We start from the raw sequence: 22727 nt of genomic DNA on the forward strand, positions 1-22727 counted from the left end.
GGCAAAATGAGGGAGTTCCGCCGAATTCCCTCATTTTGTATACCCTAAATTCATAGAATAGGTCCGTTTTTAGTCCTTTTGCAAACTGCGTGCTACACGGAATCCACAATTTCCTGTAGAGCTGTCTGGTGTGTTGGAACTTCTTGCCGCAACTCTATAACGATTACAGTAGGAACGATGGCACAAGTAGGATCCACCTCTCATGGATCTTTTCCCCGTAGGAAGTAGGTAGTGAGGATTGAGGGCAGAAGATTCTAAGTGATAAGTAGGACTGAACCAGTCACTGCACCATTCCCATACATTCCCCGCCATATTATATAGACCATATCCATTCGGCTCATAAGCATTTACGGGTGCCGTACCTATATATCCGTCTAGCCCACTGTTATGAGTAGGGAATTTCCCCTGCCATATGTTACATCGATGTATGCCACCCGGTTTCAGAAGATCCCCCCATGGATAGGTTTTCTGTGCTAGCCCGCCGCGGGCCGCATATTCCCACTCTGCTTCCGTGGGTAGTCGAACCTCCGCCCACTTACAATAAGCTGCCGCATCATGCCATGAAATGTGAATCACAGGATGATTCATTCGATCTTGTACGCCAGAATCCAATCCTTCAGGGCACTTCCAGCTAGCACCTTCCACAACCAGCCACCAAGGCGCACCAACAGGGACATTTGTAACGTGCCGTCTGGTGTCTTCCGAGACTAATAGATGAAAAACAAACGACCAGCCAAAACGCTCGGCTTCTGTCAGGTAACCTGTAGCATCTACAAACTGCTGGAAATCAGCGTTGGTCACAGTATAGGGAGAGATTTGAAAAGAATCGATCTCAACTTTTCGAATAGGTCCTTCCCCATCTGCGCGAAAACCTTCTTGTGTATCCGTACCCATCAAAAATGATCCTCCCTGAATCGTGACCAGTTGATCCCAGACCATACTAGTGGTGCCGGATAAGGTGTGCGTAAACTCTGTTTTATCGTAACCGCTAGTCAAGCTAGCTTTGTCTCTACTAACCGAGCAACAGGGAGTTTGTTGGTTCAAGCTATCTACACCCACTTTCTATAATTCATTTAGCAATATTTAAAACAATACGATACCTCCAGCACCGGCCGCAACAATAAGTATGAGGGGATGTAGTTTGTACTTATATAGAAGTACAATACTAGCTCCGCAGATCAGGACTGTTCCTATCATGTGCCAAGACAACCAAGTTTCGGTCTGGTCTGGCAAAAAGAAATGAATCGCTGCATATAAAATAAGTCCCGTAACCACTGGTCTTAACCCATACAGAGAGGAGTTAACCCAAGTAAAATGCTGGATGCGAAAAAATAAAGATGCTAGACAAATGATAATGACAAGCGAGGGGAGAATCATACCTAGAGTAGCCGAGACTGCACCAAGGATTCCTGCTGTTTTGTACCCAATTAAAGTAGCTATGTTCGTTGCAATAGATCCCGGTGCCATACTGGCAAGTGCAACCGCTTGTTGAAATTGACTGGAGGTTAACCAAGCATGGTCTGACACCTCATATTGAATGACTGGAATAACAGCGTAACCGCCACCAAAAGAAACAAACCCAATTTTTAAAAACGTGAAAAATATATTCCAAAGCATCTAAGAAACACTCCTAGTTGTAAGACTTTTCGACCTAAATATAATATTCCGAATAGTCTGAGTCTGGATCATCTGGAGCTAGTTTGTTTTCTCTTTCCGTGCATACTTTCATTCCTAGATATTTCTTGCCTTTGATCAGCAGAATACCTGCCAAAATGCCAAAACCAATGATATATAAAGGACTTATGGAGATCGAAAACAAGATCAAAACCGGTAAAAGGGTTAAACAAGCCGTAGCTATATCCAACACTGCTTGTTTGGACATGCGATAAGCAGCCATAAGGATCAAAGCAAGAACAGCTCCATGAATTCCTTTTAAAGCAGCCTGTACCTTGATATTGTCTTGGAAAAAAAGATACAAAAAACTTAATACAATGGCAATTAGAAATGTAGGCAGTGTAATGCCTAGTACAGCCGCAACCGCTCCTGTTAGGCCCGCTTTCCGATAACCTACAAAAGCAGCTGCGTTCACCCCGATTCCGCCGGGTGCAGATCCAGATAAAGAGATAAGATTGGACATCTCTTGCTCATCGATCCAATTTCTTCTCTCCATCACTTCTCGTTCGATTGTTGGAATCATTGCGTAGCCTCCACCGAACGTAGAAGGGCCAATTCTCAAGAAAGTTCCGAACAGCTGAAGGATGACTTGATATCTTCTCACTCTTCCCCATCTCCTTCCATTCAATGAATTCCCTGAATTGATCATATCACATTAATTCCATTTTGGTATTAAGTTTAATGAATTAAGTGGAATTAAAGAAAAAAACGAGATTAAATAAAGAAAATAAAATGTAAAACCAACTAAATTTTGTATTATATTTATACTTTATTCTATAATGGATAAAAGTCGCGCGTGGAAAAAGATACTTTTATTAGATATAATCTTCTTATCTATTTCATATTCCGAGGAGCATCCCATGCATGAATAATGAGGAACATTATATTCCCTCTTCCAAAAAAATCGTCTATTCCCATATTGCAGATAAAATAACTATCACAAAAGCAGAACTCCTAGCCAATACCGGGTTAACAAGCACCACATTAACTCGTTTGTTGGATGAGATGATGGAGGAAGGACTTATTCAGATTGCTGAATTAGGACCTTCTCGGGGTGGAAGACGCCCCATTTTATATAAAATTAATGCCGATTACCGTTATATTTTTGGCATAGAGATTTCTAGAATTCATTCCTCGATTGGATTATTTGATATGCAGTTGAATGCTAAGTCCTTCATTCAGTGGCGAATGGATGAAGCGATGACGCCGACACGTTTTTTGAAATATGCCTTACAGCAAATGCGATTATTTCTAAGGGATCACCATATATCCCACGAACAAGTGATGGGGGTAGGTATAGGCGCTGTGGGTCCTCTAGATCGAGATTCCGGAATGATTTTGGATCCTGTATACTTCTCAGCCTCAGGTTGGAGCAATGTTCCCATATGTGCGCTGCTAAGTGATGAGACAGGTTGGGTTACAGCGATAGAGAACGGGGCAAATGCGGCTTTACTTGGGGAACAGTGGGTGCTGCGGAACGAACTTATTCAGCATGCCTTGTATCTTCATGCGGGGGTTAGCTTGCGCTCGGCGATGATGTCGCACGGCCGGATTATTCATGGCACGGTAGATATGGAAGGTGCAATTGGGCAAATGATCATTCAGACGGATGGTTCCAGATTGAATCATACGGGAAATTATGGATCATTAGAAGCCTATGCTTCGATTGAATCTTTGGAAAAGCAGGCAAGAACTCAGGCTAAAATGGGAAGATTTCCTTTTGCTCATCAACTAGAAGTTGCACCGGAACGAATCAATTTTGAATTCCTCAGACAGGCACAAAAATCGGGAGACCCGTTCGCTCAAGAATTGTTCAAGCAGTCTGCTACGTACTTAGGGGTTGGTGTTGCCAATATCATTAACATGTTCCATCCAGATCAGATTATCCTCGGTGGGGCTCTCATTAATTCAAGCCCATTATATTATGATACCGTTATAGAAGTCGCCCTAAAAAATACGTATTATCATCCTAAATATCAACCTCACTTCTCCAAAGGTCAACTCAAAGAAGCCGCCGTTGCAACAGGGGCAGCTTTAAGTGTGTGGAAAAATATACCTTTTTGAGTTTCTTAAGTTTTGTTTGTCAGCTTTTAAAAAAATGATGGGATATATCGTATTTGATTAGAAACAGTTGCTATTTCTAATTTTTCATATGTTGTTTTTTTCATTTATGTAGTTACAACCCTATGCCGCCTAAAGGACGGAGTCGAATTGGCTCTATGGTGGCAATGAGAGGACGCGCACGCTGAATGATAGCTAACACCTCGGTGTTATGCAAAGATTCTGCATGTGCTTCGGTATCCCGCCACATCTCTGTGATCCATATAACATCGGGGTCCTCTACAGATTCATTGATTATATAGAGTTCACAACCATCGACATGTCTCAGACACCGCGACGCTTCCAGTAATAACGTGCTTAGTTCCTCGCGTTTGCCGGGTAGAGCCGTCAATTTTCCATACATGGTATACTTGTCCATTGTAATTTTGTCATCCTTTCTCATAAATAATAATAATTTTCTTATGATACAATTTCTCATCTATTACCTGCTTATTGTACTCTGTTCTATTGCAAACCAATGATTCTTTTAGCTATATATATTTTTTTTGAGTGATAACAAATTAAATTCAGTACATTTTTTCTTCACAAATAATTTTTTCTTTACAAATATAAAAACACCTTTATGATTTGCCCTTATCTTACGACAAGAAAGCATGCTCACAAGGGTGTTCTGAGGTATATTTAACTTCTAAAATCTCATGATTTCTTCACAACAGGAATCCACATCTCACCATACACTAAGCCGTCTCGCTGTCCCATCTCCACGATGGTATTCGGTCCGCCGACATAAGCAAAATCTTTCGCTTCTGGTAACACCTGTCCAAAGGCAGTACCTGCAAGCTTAGTACTGAGCACTTCTGCCGTCTTCTCTTCTCCTTTAATAACTAAATATTCACCTTTTGGGAACTGAATTAACCTATGAGGCTCGGATGCAACTACTTCTGTTAAAACGCCCGCATAATACATCATCTTGTTATTTATGGCCTCATGCACAGTAAAAATGTAATCATTTTTAGCCATATCCTGCAGCCGTTCCAATGTGCCATCTTGTTGAATTTTCAGCCAAAAATCCTTCTTCTCTTGATTTATAGCCTTAAAGTCTTTGTAATCGCTCTTGATCTCCGTTCCAATACCTAACACGGTAAAGCTGTCTTTTTCCTCTAACGAATAATTTTGCAAACTGAACACTTCCTTCTCTTTTTAGTTTGATGATTTCTCTTTTCACTTGCTACGTTTATAATAACTATGAATCATGTCACAATATGATACTGTTTAGGAGAGCTTATGAGAAAAGTTGAACGAATCAATATTATGATGCGGTATATCAATAATCGTGCCCATTTTACAATTTCTGAAATCATGCGAGAATTTGAAATTTCACGTTCGACAGCGATTCGAGATATAAAAGAAATTGAAACGATGGGAATGCCTCTTGTGGCTGAGGTGGGCCGAGAGGGTGGCTATTTCGTCATGAATAATTCTGTGCTTCCCACCGTGCGCTTCACGGATAATGAGATTAAAGCTCTTTTTATTGCGTTTATGGCTACAAGAAACCAACAACTTCCCTACCTTAAGAGCCGACAGTCTCTTGCTGAGAAGTTATTGGGTCTCCTCTCCACTCATCAGCAGGATGACTTAGTTATTTTAAATCAAATATTGCTCTTTGAAGGTACGAACCCCCATAACCCTGACCTACTGGATCTCTCAGATCTTCCCCATCCCATGTTGGAGCAACTTATTCAGATTCTCCTTGTGGATAGATATGTTGCAGTTACTGTCAAAGAAGAGAGTGGCCTTAAATATTATTGTATGTACATATTGCATCTTTATCGTGAAAAAAGCTTTTGGTATATTGAAGGTTTTGATACCGTGGAAGATAAGAGAAAGATGCTCACAGTAGATGATCTCGTTCATGTAGAAGTATCCCCTATCAAAAAAAGGATGACTAGGAAAAGGATTGTAGAAAAATTAAATCAACAGGAAGAAGTATACAACATTGTCCTTGAGCTAGGGCCTAAGGCGATTGCTCAATTCAAAAAGTATCATCCATTCCAACTCTCCCTTTCCTATATGGACCCCTTCCAGACTACTGCTGTATTAAAGACTTCTATACATGCTGAGAACTCAGAAGAACTGAATGAAATGGCGGATTGGCTACTTTTTCTAGGGCTGGATATTAAAATTAGGAGGCTACCCAAAGACGTCTCAGAAGCTATTCAAGCGAGGATCGGAATGTACACGTAAACTTTGCTCAAATATACAGCGACATACACAGCCCTAAGATCATCACGGAAACAATATAAAATGGCCTTTTACTCAGATGTTTTTGTGCTATCCAAGTTCCATAAGAAGCAACGATAGCAATACTTGAGAAGAATGAAAGGAAAAGTAGTCCTTCTTCTGATAAAAGAAAAGAATCCGCCCTATTAATAAAGAAACCGGCCATTAATAGAACAATGTATACAGGAATAATAGAAAGGAATACAAAAGCTAAGGTCTGCAACCAAAAATAATACCTGTTTATGGAGCGCAGTAGGATCACACATAGAAGATATAGCAATATATCTACTGTGAAAAATGTAGGGACTGTCCAAGTAATCAGCGGCCCCATATTATTTGAGGTCTCTCCGTATATCGTACGAAGCGTGAATACATAGACCATAGGTCCGGTTATATAGCTTATAATAGCAACCCAAATATAGAAAAAATCTGAACGTTTCACCTTATCCCTCCCTCTATAATATTAGTGTAGCTTTTTATGGAATTATTTACAATTTATTGGCATGGAAAAGTAGACACTTCCAAACTGAAGGAAACTGGAATAGTACAATCTCATCGCATAATATATATCCCCGATGAAGCTATTCTTTTGTGGAGGTGATATGGAATTATGGCTTTTATACTGAGGTATAACACAACAATGAACGGAGCCATGACTTTTACAGGTAATACGTTAGGTCTGAATAAAGTCGCTAATCAGAATAATCAGGGAACAGCAGGATCTATTGGGGCCTTTATTACACTGAATACATCATCCCAAGTAGGGAACTTCCCTCTGGGTACGACACTAGATTACACTCAGAACTCATCAGCTGCCATTCTGAGTCTCCCTACAGGGTCAACTGTACTGTATGCAGAATTGGTCTGGGCAGGAAGTTACAATTATGGCGGTTCGGATGTGAGCGCTGCAATTGCGAATCCAATCAAGTTCACTACTCCTGCCGGAACGTTCTCCATTACTCCAGATCCAGCAACGGCTGCCAATACAGCACCTGCAGCTAATTTCTATGTCAATTCAGCCAATGTTACATCTTTGGTTCAGCAAGGAGGAATCGGCACGTACGTAGCGGGAGCTATTCCAGGAACCGCTGCTGCAACCGAGAACAATTCCAATTTCACCGGTTGGACGTTAGCTGTTGCCTATGCTAGCCCCTTCTTGCCCTCAAGGAATATGAGCATTTTTGTTGGCGCTGAAATCGTAAATGCTACGATTGGCGCAGCAACAGCATCCATAACAGGATTCGCCACACCCGTTACGGGCGTAGTGACCGGAAGACTCATGGTTAGTGCTTGTGAAGGCGATCCACAAATTGCTGGTGACCAAGCGCTCTTTGGACCTACAGCTGCTCAACTGGTTGCCATATCGGGGCCGAACAATCTTGTCAACAATTTCTTTGCCTCTCAGATTAATAATGATCAGGGTCTACTGAACACAAATGGTACATTTGGTAATCTCAACAGTACTCCCGGAACGGCAGTTATCGGTGCTAGACAAGGATGGGACATTACCAATGTTGATGTGTCTCCTGAACTTGTCAATTCCCAAACTACCGCAGTCATTCAGCTTTTATCCACGCAAGATCAATATTTGGTTAACAGTGTGGGTCTTCAGGTGGATGTGAATGCCCCTTTCTTCGTATTCAATAAAAGTTCCAATGTAACTAGTGCCTTTGTTGGCGATATTGTTCAATATACGATTACTGCATCCAATCAAGGTACCGCATCCGCTACACTTGTTCTTTTGACAGATAATTTCCCTGCATCGGGTAACTTCGTTCCGGGTAGCTTATCCGTTGATGGTGTTCCCCAACCTGCTGCAAGTCCTGTAACCGGGCTAAATTTAGGGGTTATTACTCCAGGTCAGACGATCACCGTCGTGTATTCTGTACAAATTGTCTCACGCCCCACAGGTTCAACCCAGTCCAATGTAGCCAATCTTACTTATAATTTTCAAAGTCTTCCTAATGGACCTACATTTCAAGGTATGTCACAGTCTAATGGAAATAACGTTACAATTAATAACCGACCGCCAACCGTTCCCAATTACAACTATACAACCAATAAGAACGTACCTGTATCAGCTCAAGTTGTAGGTACTGACCCTGACGGGGACCCACTAACTTATACACTGAACTCCACACCTAACAATGGAACAGTGGTTGTTAATCCTAATGGTACATTCACGTATACGCCGAATCCCGGGTATGTTGGACAGGATTCTTTTACCGTTCTAGTCAGCGATGGTCAAGGTGGAACCGCGGTTTCTACGGTAACCGTGACGATTGTCGATCAACCCCCAACTGCTCAGAATTTAAATTTATCGACCAATAAAAATACTCCTGTGAATGGCCAGGTCATAGCTACAGATCCGGATGGTGATCCACTTACCTATGCACTCAACTCCCCTCCTGCGAATGGTACAGTTACAGTCAATCCGAATGGCAGCTTAATTTACACTCCTAATCCAGGGTTCTCCGGAACCGATTCATTCACTGTGATCGTTAGTGATCCGAACGGAAAAACGGCTATATCTACCGTGACTGTTCAAGTAACCAATCGCCCTCCTACCACTCAAAATGTAAACTTAACTACACCTGAAAACATCCCAGTCTCTGGTCAAGTCGTTGGCATTGATCCCGATGGTGATCCTTTAACTTATACGTTAAATTCTCAGCCTACTAACGGTACGGTCACTCTCAATCCAAATGGTACGTTCACGTATACACCGAATCCGAATTTCATTGGCGTAGATACATTCACGGTATTAGTAGCTGATCCAAGCGGAGGAACCGCAGTATCCAAAGTTACAATTAATGTTGTAAATCTACCCCCTGTCACTCAAAATGTTAGTCTGTCTACATCCTCCAATATTCCGGTGTCAGGTCAAGTTATTGCTACAGATCCGAATGGGGATCCTTTAACGTTCACACTGAATTCTCCTCCAGCTAATGGCACAGCCGTCGTGAATCCCGACGGAACATTCACTTACACCCCCAACACAGGGTTTGCAGGTACTGACAACTTCACCGTGCTGGTTAGTGATGGTCGCGGAGGTACGGCACTTAGCAATGTATCCATTCAGGTTACCAACCTGCCCCCGGTTGCACAGAACCAGACGATCACTACCCCAGGAAATACACCTATTTCAGGCCAGGTTATTGCAACGGATCCGAATGCAGATCCTCTAACTTATGCCCTGAATTCCGTTCCAAGTAACGGAACCGCCGTTGTTAATCCAGACGGTAGTTTCACGTATACACCAACGACCGGTTTTAGTGGTACCGATACGTTTACGGTTATTGTTAAAGATCCCGCCGGAGCTTCTGCTATTGCTACAGTAACTGTCATTGTACAAAATTTACCGCCTGTAACTTCGGATCAAAGCTTGTCTACATTACAAAATACTCCCGTCTCAGGCCAAATCATAGCTACGGATCCTAATGCTCACCCTCTAACCTATAGCTTGTTATCTCCACCAACAAATGGAACAGTAACTGTAAATCCAGATGGTTCGTTCACATATGTACCCGCGACAGGCTTTGTAGGCAAAGATACGTTCTCTGTGCTTGTAAGTGACGGCCAAGGGGGAACAGCGGTATCTACCGTTACAATAGACGTAGCTAATCAGCCGCCAGTAGTAACGAATCAGGTACTGTATACACCGCAAAATACAGCCATCAATGGTCAGGTTGTTGCTACTGATCCAGATGGTAATCCCTTAACCTATGCACTGCAATCACCGCCAGGCAATGGGACTGCCATTGTGAATCCTAATGGTAGTTTCACTTACACTCCAGCAAACGGTTTTGTAGGTCTAGATTCTTTCACTGTTCTTGTCAGCGATGGCAAGGGGGGCACAGCCGTTGGAAGTATATCCATTAATGTTATTGATCAGCCACCGGTTGCACAAGACCTCTCCCTATCAACCAACTTTAATACACCATTGAACGGACAGATTCCTGCTACCGATCCGGATGGTGATCCATTGACCTACACAGTGACTACACCTCCAGCCAACGGTACGCTTGTGCTCGATCCGGCAACAGGAGCTTTCACGTACACACCGAACAATGGGTTCTTAGGCGTGGATACCTTCACCGTATTAGTTAGTGATGGCAAGGGGGGAACAGCCGTATCCAATGTGCAGATTGGCGTGCCGGTCTCGCCACCTGTAACTTCGAATTTAGTCATCAATACCAACGCTAACGTTCCTGTTCCCGGCCAAATTTTGGCTAGCGATCCCCAAGGAGAGACGCTGACTTATACACTAACCACACCTCCTTCTAATGGTACGGTCACATTAGATCCAGCGACCGGGGCTTTCACATATACCCCAAATCCTGGTTTCGTAGGTACGGACACATTTGTAGTCACGGTAACCAATTCTAGCGGTGTACCTGTAACTTCGACGGTCTCTGTTAACGTAGATAACCAGCCTCCAGTTGCCCAAAATCTTACGGTAGGTACCGTTCAAAATACACCTGTAAATGGTCAGATTATAGCGATTGATCCAGATGGTAATCCATTAACCTATACTTTAGCTACCCCACCTACGCTTGGCACAGTGATTGTGAATAATGATGGATCCTTCACCTATACACCAAATCCGGGCGTAGTGGGCACAGATACGTTCAGTGTGCTTGTGAGCGATGGATTGGGAGGAACAGCCACATCGATAGTGACAGTAAATATTATTGATCAACCGCCAGTAACTCAAGATGTGAAGATCAGCACACCGGCTAATATTGCTGTGAACGGAGCCGTAATAGCCACAGATCCAGATGGTAATCCACTCACCTTTACACTGAACTCTAGTCCTGCGAATGGTACGGTTACGGTTAATCCTGATGGTACATTTACCTACACACCAAATCCAGGATACATTGGGCCCGATAGTTTCACCGTCCTTGTCAGTGATGGTAAGGGGGGGACTGCTCTTTCTACGGTATCTGTAAATGTATTTAATCTCCCACCTGTAGCTACAGGCACGACAGTAAATACATTAGAGAGTGTCCCTGTTAATGGAGCAGTGACAGCCGTTGATCCTGAAGGAGGACCTGTAACCTTTACTCTCCTTAGTCCACCTGTAAATGGTACGGTCGTTGTAAATCCCGATGGTACATTCACCTACACACCGAATCCGGGATTTGTCGGTCAAGATTCCTTCAGTGTCCTTGCGACTGATAGTCTCGGCGCAACCGATGCCGCAGGGGTAATCGTAAACGTTGCAGTCAATCCACCAACCACCACGGACGTGAACCTTGTTACAAATATAAATATTCCCGTAGCAGGTCAAGTCACCGCTACTGATCCAGCAGGTGATCCGCTTACATTCAGTCTAATCTCAGCACCAGTTAACGGAGTTGCTGTGGTCAATCCTAATGGTACATTTACGTATACACCGAATCCAGGCTTTAGTGGGCAAGATTCCTTCACAGTTCTAGTGGACGATGGAAAAGGTGGTACCGCAGTATCTACCGTCCAAATTCAGGTTGTTAATCAACCACCTGTAGTACAGAATGAAATTCTAAACACACCTCAGTCCATTCCAGTTAACGGGACAGTCATCGCAACGGATCCAGATGGAGACCCTCTAACTTATATAGTAGGGAATCCACCCGTCAATGGAACGGTCGTCTTGAATCCTAACGGCACATTTACCTATACGCCAAATCCAGGATTTGTAGGTACAGACTTCTTTACGGTTAACGTTGCCGATACGCATGGAGGAACGGCTTCCGGCGTTATTACGATTAATGTGAGGGCAGATATTCCTGTAGTGTCGGATCAGACTGTAAGTACGAATAGCAACACTCCTGTAACTGGAAAGATTACCGCTACAGATCCAGATGGCGAACCCTTAACTATTGCTGTGTTATCACCGCCTGCTAATGGAACGGTTACGGTTAACCCGGATGGGACCTATACGTATACGCCAAATCCGGGATTTGTAGGAACAGATAGCTTTACTGTACAGGCGACTAATATTGGTGGAGGTGTCGGAACCGGTGTTGTCACGGTTCAAGTGAATAATATTCCACCCGTCGCCGTAGGAACATCGATTAGTACTCTTGAGAATACACCTGTTAATGGCGCCGTAACTGCCACCAGCCCATTAGGCAACCCGTTAACATTTGCCTTAAATTCCCCACCTGTGAATGGAACAGCTATAGTCAATCCAGATGGAACCTTTACCTATACACCGAACCCAGGTTATGTAGGCCAAGATACATTTACGGTCATCGTCACAGACCCATTTGGAGGAACATCAATTGCAACCGTAACGGTGACAGTATCCGGTCAGCCACCTATTACTCAGAATCAAAATCTGTTGGGTACCATAAATACACCGTTGAGCGGCACAATTATTGCGTCCAGTCCTAGTGGAGATCCGCTCACGTATACTCTTGGCTCTCTACCAACCAATGGTACGGTGGTTCAGAATCCAGATGGCACCTTTGTGTATACGCCAAATCCTAATTTCGCAGGTGTAGATTCTTTTACAACCAAAGTAACTAGTAGCAATGGAACAAGCGTAATCTCTACCGTAACCATCACGATTCCAATTCTTCCACCTGTGATTAATAACACGCAGTACACCGTATTTGCCGATCTACCACTTAACGGACAATTAGACGCATCCAGCCCAGAAGGTATCCCAGTGACGGTGCAACTGGCATCGCCTCCGACCAACGGAACGGTCGTTGTTAATCCAGATGGCAGCTTTACGTACCAACCTAATCAAGCCTTCGTAGGTACCGATACGTTCACAGTCACAGCAACGGATTCCAATGGGGCCTCCACAACGGGTACGGTGACCATACTTGTCATTGCAGGTCCGCTAGTGGCACCTGATGTATTCTTAACCACACCTGTGAATATACCAGTATCTGGAAGAGTTCAGGCCAATGATCCGGATTCTTCATCACTGATCTATACGCTCTATAATCCTCTAGCGGCAAATGGAACGGCTGTCGTCAATCCAGATGGCACATTTACCTATACACCGAACCCGGGCTTTACAGGTGTAGACAAATTCCCTGTCATCGTAACGGATGCTTATGGATTGAATACCATCGCAGTTGTCACGATTACCGTAGTGGGTGATGTGCCAGTAGGCCCACCTGTTAATGTAGTTACTACGCTAGGGCAAAGCGTATCAGGCGTAGTTCAAGTCACAGATCCTTCAGGGCTCCCAGTAACCTACTCTTTGGGAAATCCGCCAAGTCACGGGGATGCTACCGTCAATGCAGATGGATCATTCACCTACACACCCGATCCGAATTACGTGGGTCCAGATTCCTTTACGGTCATTGCTACGAATAGTGCAGGAGCGCTTACCATCATTCCGGTCAACGTAACTGTGGTATCTAGTGGCGGAACGGGGCCTGTTACTACAGATATAGGCATTGGCACCAATGCAGGGCAGCCTGTATCAGGTCAAATTTTGGCGAACAGTCCAGAAGGTCTTCCTCTGACTTACACAGTCGGAACTGCTCCAAGTCATGGCACCATTGTCCTGAATCCGAACGGAGGATTTACCTATACACCAGATGCAAATTTCACAGGTAACGATTCATTCACTGTGGTCATCACAGATAGTGCAGGACGAAGTGTAACTTCTACAGTGTCGGTCGTCGTCTATCCTGTTAATGTGCCTCCCGTTCCAGTGAATCCTGGAGCACCTACGAATCCGAATACACCAACAACCATTAATGCCACACTGAGTACAATTGAGGGAGTACCGGTTAGAGGTGCGGTACCCGGAGGTCCGGGAGCTGTCTACAACCTAGTTACGAATCCATCCCAAGGTGTAGTTGCACTAGGTGCAGACGGTTCCTACGTATACACACCGAATCCGGGATTCGTAGGCACGGACCGCTTCGTAATTCGTTATACCGATGCTCAAGGCAAAGTATATCTTTATATCGTCACAGTGACTGTCGCAGCCGCGAGCACACCAACATCAGGATCAGGGAATACGGGCACAACTCCAAATACAGGGGGCAATGCTGAGTCAGGGAATACCTTAACCTTAATCTTAAAGGGAGAGGAGAATCGGCCATTTAACGGGAACGTTAATTCGCTCGGGCTGGGTAGCATTGTTCGGGCCAGAGTGGTGAAAGGACCACTCAATGCCAAACTTTCTTTAAATGAGGATGGATCTTTCCGAATTGTGCCTAACCGTAATAGCAGAAAAATTCAGTTCACCATTATCGTTACGAATGAGCTTGGCAAAGAATATACAATAAATATCACTGTAATTCTCAGTCAAGATGCTGAAGAATAATACAAGGCGCTCATTTTAAAATACATCAAAATATTTTCTCCTCCACCTTGCTGCTTCATTGCAGCAAGGTTTTTTTGCGAACATAATTAATTTGAGTTTATTTCTCTAATCTGTGAATTTCCAATTAACAAAAAAAGCCGCTTTAGGCGACTTTTTAATGAATTTTTGACTAAATAGCAAAAGCTCGCATGCTCAGTTGTATGATTGTTTGTCCAAGGACTGAATACATCTGTGGAGCGTCTCCTTAATAGATGCGCGAACATCATCTTCTTTGTACTTAAGAATGGACATCGTATCCGCGGGGCTCAGATAAGCATCCCGGTGTAGGATCTCAGCCATCATGCTCATGTGCACCCCCTGCTCTTTGCCTGCTTTAGCTTTTTGCCGATCCATAATTTCCATGGCTGGTTGCATCTGCTCAAGTGGCACAACTTTGACGGTAGTGTCTTTCTGTCCCAGTGCGTCGGCTACCATTTCATAAAATTCACTATGCTTCATGTTGAGACCACAAATCGCATATTTTCCGCCGTGTTCTCCATGCTCCATGGCCCCTACCGCTGCTTCGGCAACCTGCTGTGCGGTGACCATTGCTGTACCTCCACCTAGTACCGGAACACTAGCTTGATCTCTAACTCGCTCTATAAACCGGGTCCATAATGGCATCCGGCCAGGCATTACACCAAAAATGTAAGGTAGACGAATACTCATCACATCCATCTTTCCAATGCCCTCCATATACGCTACTTCCTCTTGCAGCAATCTAGAGCGAGGATAAGCATTTTCTTTTAAAGGAATATCAGTCCATGCTTCCGCAAAATGGGCAAAGTACGAACCTAATATTACAAACTTCTTCACTCCAGCTTGTGTGGCTAATCTAGCAATACGCTGTGTAGGAAGAACATTGGCTTCATAAAAAAATTTCATGGCCGGAGCCTCAGGCAGTGTCCGTTCATCTACTCCAGCGGCATATATAAATCCATCGACACCTTCCAGCATTCCCCGTATATCTTCATCTGACATCTCATGAATATTCCCTACTCTGTGCTTAACTTCACTCGGTAAAAGATTCTCAGTCGGCATCTCGTGCCGTGAGATTGTAGATACTTCATAGCCTCGTTTTATCAATTCCTTAACTGTGAAGTAGCCTAGAAATCCCGTCCCACCTAATACAAATACATTGTTCATGAAGCCCATCTCCCATATGGAATTATTCAGTAGAGGATTTGTATTTCCCTATCCTTAGTATTTACCCATTTTTTCAGAACCAAGATAACCTTCCTGTAATCCTAACAACCTTCCTTATCTTATTTCGTAAATCGATATCCAATTCCCCAGATGGTCTCGATATAGGATGAATCAAATCGATCCAGTTCAATTTTTTTGCGCAGATTTTTAATATGTACTGCAACCGTGGCTGTGTCAACGATCACGTCCATTCCCCAGACAATTTTAAGGAGACGTTCTTTACTGAAAACTTGGTTAGGATGTTCTGCCATACAAGTTAGCAATTCGAACTCTTTTCCGGTTAATATCACTTCGGTACCATTCACGAAGACACGTCGTGCCGATCGATCAATCAACATTCCACGAATGCGAATTTCATCTCTAGCTTGTTCTCGATTCCCTGTTAGACGGTTATAACGAGCCAGATGTGCATTTACTCTTGCTACAAGTTCACTCGGACTGAAGGGTTTGATAATATAATCATCTGCGCCAAGTACTAGCCCTTTAATTTTGTTAACTTCTTCTTGTTTGGCTGATACCATGAGAATGGGGATATCTTTCTTTGCACGGACTTGTTTGCAAATGTCATATCCATCTATTACAGGTAGCATGATATCTAAAATAAGCAGATCATAATGGTCCTCTAGTATTCTCTTCAGTCCCTTATCTCCAGAGTATTCGATATCCACATTGTATCCAGATACTTCCAAATAGTCTTTTTCCAAATCTGCGATTACTGTTTCGTCTTCGATAATTAAAATTTTTGGCAAGAATACTCCCCTTCTTCCTGATCCATTTTTCGCAGTGTGAACGAAAGGGTCGTTCCTTTTCCTTTTTCACTCGTTACCCAAATCTTTCCGCCATGCTGGCTAATGATATGATGTGCAATGGATAATCCAATTCCACTTCCCCCTGTCTGCGAATTCCGTGAATGATCGGCACGATATAATCTTTCAAATATATGTGGAAGGGCTTCCGCTTCTATCCCCTTTCCATTATCCTTGATTACTATGGTTATATATTCGCTAGATTCCGTCATGTGCATTCTAATAGCTCCCGCTGCCTTGTCCATATATTTGACGCTATTCCATATCACATTCATGATGACGCGGCGTAATTTCTCACGATCACAAGTAACAAAGATGGTGGTCTTTTGTTGATCCTCCCAACCTATGGTAATCCCTTTGTCTTGCAGTTCTAGCTGCAGTTCTTCGATACAGTCTTCTAAGTATTGATACAATTCAACTCGTTCAAAATGAAAGGGTTCTTCTTTCAAATCCAGCTTTGAGAATAAAAAAAGTTCATGGATTAATTGGTCCATATCAAAAACTTTGTTATAGATAATCGTTAGATATTTATTTTGCTGTTCTGGCGTACGAGCAACACCTTCTTTAATTCCTTGTATATAACCTTTGATAGCCATAATTGGTGTTCGTAAGTCATGTGATATATTGGAGAGAAGCTCTTTGCGATTCCGCTCATACTGCACTTGTACTTCTAACGATTCCTTCAATCTACTGCGCATTTCTTCAAAAGATAAACTTAATTCGCCTATTTCATCATGTCTATGAGGGATGACTTGAAAATCCAAGTCCCCTTTTTGAATCCGTTCGGTTGCCAGCTTCAAAGAACGTAACGGCTTAATAATACTTCGAGACATGTAATAGGTCATCATTCCATTGGTAACAATTAATCCAAATACTAGAGTGATTACGAATAAAAGAAAATACTTACGTGCCAGTTCTTCGATGGGGCTGATATGTTCAATGACAATAATGCTAATCGCATTGTGGTTTGCATCATAATAATCAAATTGTTTGTAGTAAAAGTATACGTCCTGTATCTTGAAATCCAAATTTTCAATTTGTCCCTTCCCTTCAAAAGGAGGAAGAAATTTCTCGAACGAATAGGGGTCAAGGTAAGGTGATACATAGATAAGCTGTTCGTTTCTACGAATCAATAGTCCAGCCTGGTTCTCATTTAATTCTCGATCGGTTTTCGCTAAAAATGCTGTATCCTCCAACTTCTTTGGCGTATACGATGAAAGGATTTTCAGTCTACTGAAAATATCATCTTCATCCTCCACATTACTCACCGTCGTCTGATGGTCCGTATCTATGAATGATCTTATGATGCGATTATCACCAAATAAAGCAAAGCTAATTAACATGACCGTTATTCCACAAAAAATGATCGGTATAATAATCATCGCGATATAGGATAGTAATAGCTTGATACGTATGGACATTAAGTAACTCCCATGTTCATTTATTCTGGATGATTGCCGGAATGTTCTCCCGTTGAGAATGGCGTTGTCACGCCTTCATAATTCATCATCGTATGCATACCCATCTCTGCATGAACGAGATCATGACAATGGACCATCCATAATCCACTGTTATTAGCTTCAAGGGCAATTTCATATTCTTCACCGGGGAAGATATTAACGGTGTCTGTATAGATTGGACTTCCTTCCATAGCTTTTCCATTTTTCGAAATTACTTGAAATGTATGTCCATGTAGATGCATCGGATGAATCTCTACCCCCTTATTGCGAAAACGGATTTTTACAGTATCTCCTGTTTTCACTTGAATAGGGGGTATATCTGCACCTGACTTTCCGTTAATAGTATAGACCCATTCTTGCTGACCATATTTACCTTCGGCTAGATCCATGTCTAAACTTTGAGTAAACTTCGAATCGATTGTGAATTTCCCAACTCCCTTTTGTCCATATTTCGTGAAATCGAACCAAGGGTAACTTTTTAGATTAACAGGTACCTTAGGCGATACCCCATCTCCCACGGTTGCACTCAACATGGAATTCATACGTGTAGAAGGATTAGCGTTAACGAGCTTCACCGATCCTACCTTCGGCATTTCAAAAACTAAATCATAACGTTGTGCCGCTCCAATAGGAAGAATAGCCTGATTCAGCTGAGATCCTCCCTTTATATCCCGACCATCGAGTGCAATGATCTGAAAAGGTACACCAAGAAGCGTCATTATATGTGTATTATTAGATGTATTAATCAAGCGAAGACGTACCCTCTCACCTGGCTTGGCGTCAAGATGTAACCCTTCACTAGTCTGATTTAAAGTGAATACGTCATACTCGTCCCCATCTGAAAGTTCTTCTAATTGATCATCCGTTGGCTTCATCAGAGCACCTACTAGCATGTTACTTTGGGGAGTATTCCAGTCTATTTCTCGGTCATCCTCATTATCGTATTTTTCATTATTAATATCACTCTGTTCCTCATCGTTCCTATTATGATCCCTGTCATCAAAAGAGCTTTCAACTCCGCTTTTCCACTCATGAATGGCGACGGTATAATCTTTTTCATATTGGACTATCGGGGTATTCGGTTCAATGACAATCGCTCCGAATAAACCACGTTCCGTCTGCTCCGCACTCATTTGATGAGAATGATACCAGTATGTTCCTACTTGGTCAGCATTAAAAGTATACGTATACGTCTCACCCGGCTTAACGGCATTTTGGGTAATCCCTGCCACACCATCCATAGCTGCAGGAACATCCAGCCCATGCCAATGAATGGTTAATGCTACGGGTAGATCGTTTTTTAAATGCACAACAACGCGATCTCCTTGTTTTACACGAATTTCAGGACCGGGTGATGTGCCACTAAATGTCCAAGCTTCTACCTGTTTCCCATGTCCTAAGTTAATATTTTTCACTTGTGTTTGAATATCAAACGTCTTTGTGTTCCTTTTTGAATCCGGCGTGGTGAGTGTGGTTACAGATATCCCATTAGAGTTCATACCCATCGGGGAATCTTCTTCATTAATTGTGCTATTCATATTATTAAATAAAAAATAACCCCACACCGCTAACCCTAGGAACACGACAGAAGCCATGATAATAATTCCTCTGATACTTCGAAAGAATCCATTTTTCATTTTAGTCACTTTTCCCTCTTTATTTTATAGACGACCAGCATAGCATGAAGGAAAAAAGAAACTTTGAAGAATTGATAAAGACTTTGTAAAGAAATGCGCTTTTAAGAGCAAAAGAAGCTCCTCTCCTTAGGACTTTCACTAAGGAGAGGAGCTTCTTTTATTATTTAAATTGTAATTCATTGCTTACAGATAACTATAACCATGTATATCGAAACTTCTTAATTGTAAATCCTGCCAAATAACATTATCGTTATCGTCAAAGCTAAGTAAAATGCAAGGAGTATATAGAAGAAATATCCCGTTTTTGTCTTCGTAGAAGTGTGGTTATCAGGTAGCCAACACTTGAAAGTTATATATTGCACATTATATTTAGTTCGATTAATATAAAACTATAATATTGTTCTATATACATAGAACTATTCTAGGAAGGAACTGTACAACCTATGAGTTATAAAGTGAATGTTGATTTTGCGCCCATCTATGAATGTGTGAGCAGTATGACTGCATTTTTGAGTAAACAAAATCACAATACGCTAGATATCGGAAAACTTTGGGTCCGTGAAGTGCAGGACCGCTTTGCTCCAGCTAGGCTTCAACAAATACGCGATACGATGAAAGCTACGGACGGCTTCAATCTAGCTCCTTATATTTGGAATTGTCCTGGTGAGCGAACGGTGAATGGCTTTTTGGAATGGTTTGACGATCTTTCTACAGGTCAGCTTTATGATATCATAGCAGGTTTGAATTTATCGGTACCCTCCCATCTTCATGAACTCCGCATCCGGACATCGGAAGCCCTACGAGAATGGGACAATCAGTACTTTAGCAAGATTGACCCTGCTATTATAGAAGGCTTAGCAAAGGAAGCGAATTTCAGGCGTTCTACTTTAGCGGGTAACAATGATCGTGAGGTTTATGAACAGGCCACTCAGGGCATGCGCCTGTACCCTAACTCATTGCTGAAGCAAGTGGTGCTGATTCCACAATTTCACGCCCGCCCTTTTGTAAACTCTGTAATTTTTGACGAAATGATTTTCACTAGTTACTCTTGTGACATTTTCCCATCTGAATTAGGCCGACCCACAGCTGAGCTACTACGTCTAACGCGAGCCTTATCGGACGAGAACAGATTGTACATCCTTCGCCTATTGGCGGGAAAAGAACAGACCTTCACAGAGATCGTTCGTGAAATTAAATTGTCCAAGTCCACCGTACACTACCACCTCATAGCGTTAAGGGCCGCCGGGCTGGTCATTGTACATTATGATCAAAAAAATATCAGGTACAGCCTGCGTCTAGAAGCTTTGAATAACCTCCCTCAGCAAATAGGAACTTATATTCAAGACTGAATAGGACAGGAATATTCCACTTCCGCCAGTCAATTTATTCCGCATGTACGGAGGAATTCTTATGCTTAAACGCAGTTATTACGGTTTGCTTACTACGGTCACGCTTAGTTCATTCGGTGATGTATTTGGTCTATTAGCCATGGAATGGCTTGTCTATGACTTAATTGCTTCCAAACTAGCCATGGGTGCTATGGCATTAAGCTTCAGTGTACCCGAAGTTGTCCTGCGTTTACTGGGCTCGCCACTATCTGACCGGCTGCATCGCGGACGATTTATGGCCGGACTTGCTTCAATAAGGCTGTTGGCGTTATTGTTGCCGCTGAGTCTTGGACTCGCAGGTCAGCTGCATTTATGGCATTTATTTCTCGCAGCCGGACTTAGCGGAGCTTGCTCTGCTCTGTTCATGCCCACTGCGATGGCTATTGTGCCAGGTATAGCAGATGAACACAAACTGATGCGCGCATTCGCAGTAATTGACGGTTGCCGTAGTGCAGCGGCCCTGCTAGGGCCAGCCTTGGCTGGAGCTGTAACGGCTACTATGGGAGCTTTGCCTACACTCGGGATTAATGCTGTATGTTATGCTGTGGCTATCCTTACATTGCTTTATTTACCTAAAATGCAGAGGCCCGTAGCAAAAGAGGCCTCACTTTCTCTAAAGACTTATGTAAAAGACATGGGCGAAGGTCTTTCCTTCTACAGAAATTATCCAGCTATGCTCTCTATTATGGGCATGGTCTCCATTAGCAACATGTCCTCTATAGGGATATGGACGATGATGATCCCTTATGTTCGCGAAGTGCTGCACCGAGATGCTACTGCCATGGGCACACTTACGACCGCTTCAGCCCTTGGAACAATAACCGGACTAGCGATCATTTCATGGATAGGTGAAATGAAGAGACGGCGAACCGTCATGTTATGCAGCTTAGCTGCCACAGGTTTTTTCAATGCTTTACTAGGTCTATTCCCAAGTTATTCGCTTGCACTTTTTGGCTTATGTGCCGCTGGCGTTGCTGGCCCTTTCTTTGGTTCTCTCAGCTCTTCTTTGCATGGAACGCTTGTGCCCGCACATCTACAAGGACGAGTCAACTCGATTCGTTTTTTAATTGGTGGAGGACTGCAACCTTTAGGTGCATTAGCAGGAGCAACGGTTGCAGAATGGTATGGTCTGCCCTTCTTATTCTTGTCCTTAGGTCTTCTTCCTCTCCTTTGTTCAGTTGCAGCTATATTTATTCCGAACTTGAAGGATTTAAATGGGGATTTAATGTTAGAAAAATTATCAAGTTGATATTTATTGCTTTATCTTTGAGTCATATGTATATCCATGAAAAATTTAAAGCCAAGAATTCGTAACAAAGCTATTGAGATTGCAGATGCACTACTAGGTGCAGACTACGAGGAAAAGCGCACCATTGCCATTGGTATTTCACAAGCTGAGAAATGGGATAAAGATCATCCCGCGCCAAAGGGATAACGATGCTCCAGCTCTATCATTTATTTGCACAAAGAAACCGCCTGACTCCCCATACATGAAGGGATTTGGCGGTTATTTAACGATTACATCGTATATCACTAGAGCACACTCCGTACCGAATGAATCGGCGTGGTGGTAAGGGTTTACCTGCTATACTCACCGAGAGAAAAGTAAATAACGTTTCTTAAAGCGGTCGATAAAACAGCGATATCAGCAGTACGACGACTGCATCCATCATAATAAACACAGTACCCACTTTTAACTTCGTACATTACATTTACTGATTAAGATGGAAAGAATATCATCACCGCTGGTAGCCCCACCGAAACGTAGAACCAAACCTGCAGCAAATCCCGTTACCAAACCTGATCAGATAGCTGCAAGAAATTAATTATTATGAAGATCCATTACCAATATTGAATAACGTTCCAGCAGGTCGTAAAAAATAGAC

General features: G+C 42.8%; 15 protein-coding genes. 6 read left to right on the forward strand and 9 right to left on the reverse strand.

All coding sequences use genetic code 11. The annotated features are described in order from the left end of the window. Nucleotides 1-69: 69 nt before the first annotated feature. From J2Z69_RS05370 to J2Z69_RS05380, 3 genes are read right to left on the reverse strand one after another with little or no spacing between them, the layout of a single operon-like run. Entirely contained in the window at nucleotides 70-1044 is a 975-nt protein-coding gene (locus J2Z69_RS05370) for a formylglycine-generating enzyme family protein (RefSeq protein WP_425354977.1), read from the reverse strand. Nucleotides 1045-1083: 39 nt separating this feature from the next. Further along, nucleotides 1084-1617 (reverse strand): chromate transporter, encoded by a 534-nt coding sequence (locus J2Z69_RS05375; RefSeq protein WP_209859835.1) that lies wholly within the window; start codon nucleotides 1615-1617, stop codon nucleotides 1084-1086. Between the two features lie 34 nt (nucleotides 1618-1651). Next, on the reverse strand, nucleotides 1652-2278 hold the full coding sequence (locus J2Z69_RS05380; RefSeq protein ID WP_342591552.1) for a chromate transporter: 627 nt from the start codon (nucleotides 2276-2278) through the stop codon (nucleotides 1652-1654). 260 nt (nucleotides 2279-2538) lie between these two features. On the opposite strand from J2Z69_RS05380, the gene J2Z69_RS05385 reads away from it, so the two are divergent. Further along, entirely contained in the window at nucleotides 2539-3738 is a 1200-nt protein-coding gene (locus tag J2Z69_RS05385; protein WP_209859837.1) for an ROK family protein, read from the forward strand. Nucleotides 3739-3850: 112 nt separating this feature from the next. Here J2Z69_RS05385 and J2Z69_RS05390 read toward each other — a convergent pair whose 3' ends face one another. Together J2Z69_RS05390 and J2Z69_RS05395 are read right to left on the reverse strand one after the other, a co-directional pair. After that, nucleotides 3851-4153: a putative quinol monooxygenase gene (locus J2Z69_RS05390; RefSeq protein WP_209859838.1), complete on the reverse strand. Its 303-nt coding sequence runs from the start codon at nucleotides 4151-4153 to the stop codon at nucleotides 3851-3853. Nucleotides 4154-4431: 278 nt separating this feature from the next. Next, on the reverse strand, nucleotides 4432-4914 hold the full coding sequence (locus J2Z69_RS05395) for a GyrI-like domain-containing protein (RefSeq protein ID WP_209859839.1): 483 nt from the start codon (nucleotides 4912-4914) through the stop codon (nucleotides 4432-4434). Between the two features lie 105 nt (nucleotides 4915-5019). Here J2Z69_RS05395 and J2Z69_RS05400 point away from each other — a divergent pair, with 105 nt between their 5' ends. Together J2Z69_RS05400 and J2Z69_RS05405 are read left to right on the forward strand one after the other, a co-directional pair. Next, nucleotides 5020-5979 carry a helix-turn-helix transcriptional regulator gene (locus tag J2Z69_RS05400; protein WP_209859841.1) on the forward strand — a complete coding sequence of 320 codons (960 nt, stop codon included), beginning with the start codon at nucleotides 5020-5022 and terminating at the stop codon, nucleotides 5977-5979. A 646-nt stretch (nucleotides 5980-6625) separates the two neighbouring features. After that, complete coding sequence (locus tag J2Z69_RS05405) at nucleotides 6626-14305, forward strand: Ig-like domain-containing protein (protein WP_209859843.1); 7680 nt, start codon at nucleotides 6626-6628, stop codon at nucleotides 14303-14305. Nucleotides 14306-14497: 192 nt separating this feature from the next. On the opposite strand, the gene J2Z69_RS05410 is transcribed toward J2Z69_RS05405, so the two are convergent. The 4 genes from J2Z69_RS05410 to J2Z69_RS05425 all read right to left on the reverse strand — a co-directional run bounded on the left by J2Z69_RS05410 (nucleotide 14498) and on the right by J2Z69_RS05425 (nucleotide 19453). Continuing rightward, the gene (locus J2Z69_RS05410; RefSeq protein WP_209859845.1) at nucleotides 14498-15490 is read right to left on the reverse strand and encodes an NAD-dependent epimerase/dehydratase family protein; all 993 of its coding nucleotides are present in this window, start codon (nucleotides 15488-15490) and stop codon (nucleotides 14498-14500) included. 119 nt (nucleotides 15491-15609) lie between these two features. Continuing rightward, a complete protein-coding gene (locus J2Z69_RS05415) occupies nucleotides 15610-16299 on the reverse strand; it encodes a response regulator transcription factor (RefSeq protein ID WP_209859847.1) in 690 nt (229 codons plus the stop codon). Continuing rightward, entirely contained in the window at nucleotides 16284-17777 is a 1494-nt protein-coding gene (locus tag J2Z69_RS05420; protein WP_209859848.1) for a sensor histidine kinase, read from the reverse strand. The genes J2Z69_RS05415 and J2Z69_RS05420 overlap by 16 nt, the downstream gene beginning before the upstream one ends. 20 nt (nucleotides 17778-17797) lie before the next feature. Continuing rightward, nucleotides 17798-19453 (reverse strand): multicopper oxidase family protein, encoded by a 1656-nt coding sequence (locus J2Z69_RS05425; protein ID WP_209860526.1) that lies wholly within the window; start codon nucleotides 19451-19453, stop codon nucleotides 17798-17800. Between the two features lie 443 nt (nucleotides 19454-19896). Between J2Z69_RS05425 and J2Z69_RS05430 the strand changes: the two genes are divergently transcribed. The 3 genes from J2Z69_RS05430 (at nucleotide 19897) to J2Z69_RS05440 (ending at nucleotide 22276) form a co-directional block, all read left to right on the forward strand. After that, complete coding sequence (locus tag J2Z69_RS05430; protein ID WP_209859850.1) at nucleotides 19897-20802, forward strand: ArsR/SmtB family transcription factor; 906 nt, start codon at nucleotides 19897-19899, stop codon at nucleotides 20800-20802. Nucleotides 20803-20863: 61 nt separating this feature from the next. Beyond that, entirely contained in the window at nucleotides 20864-22090 is a 1227-nt protein-coding gene (locus tag J2Z69_RS05435; protein ID WP_209859852.1) for an MFS transporter, read from the forward strand. 36 nt (nucleotides 22091-22126) lie between these two features. Then, complete coding sequence (locus tag J2Z69_RS05440; RefSeq protein ID WP_209859854.1) at nucleotides 22127-22276, forward strand: DUF2188 domain-containing protein; 150 nt, start codon at nucleotides 22127-22129, stop codon at nucleotides 22274-22276. Nucleotides 22277-22727 lie beyond the last annotated feature (451 nt).

The organism is Paenibacillus shirakamiensis (assembly GCF_017874255.1).
Taxonomy (GTDB): Bacteria; Bacillota; Bacilli; order Paenibacillales; family Paenibacillaceae; genus Fontibacillus; species Fontibacillus shirakamiensis.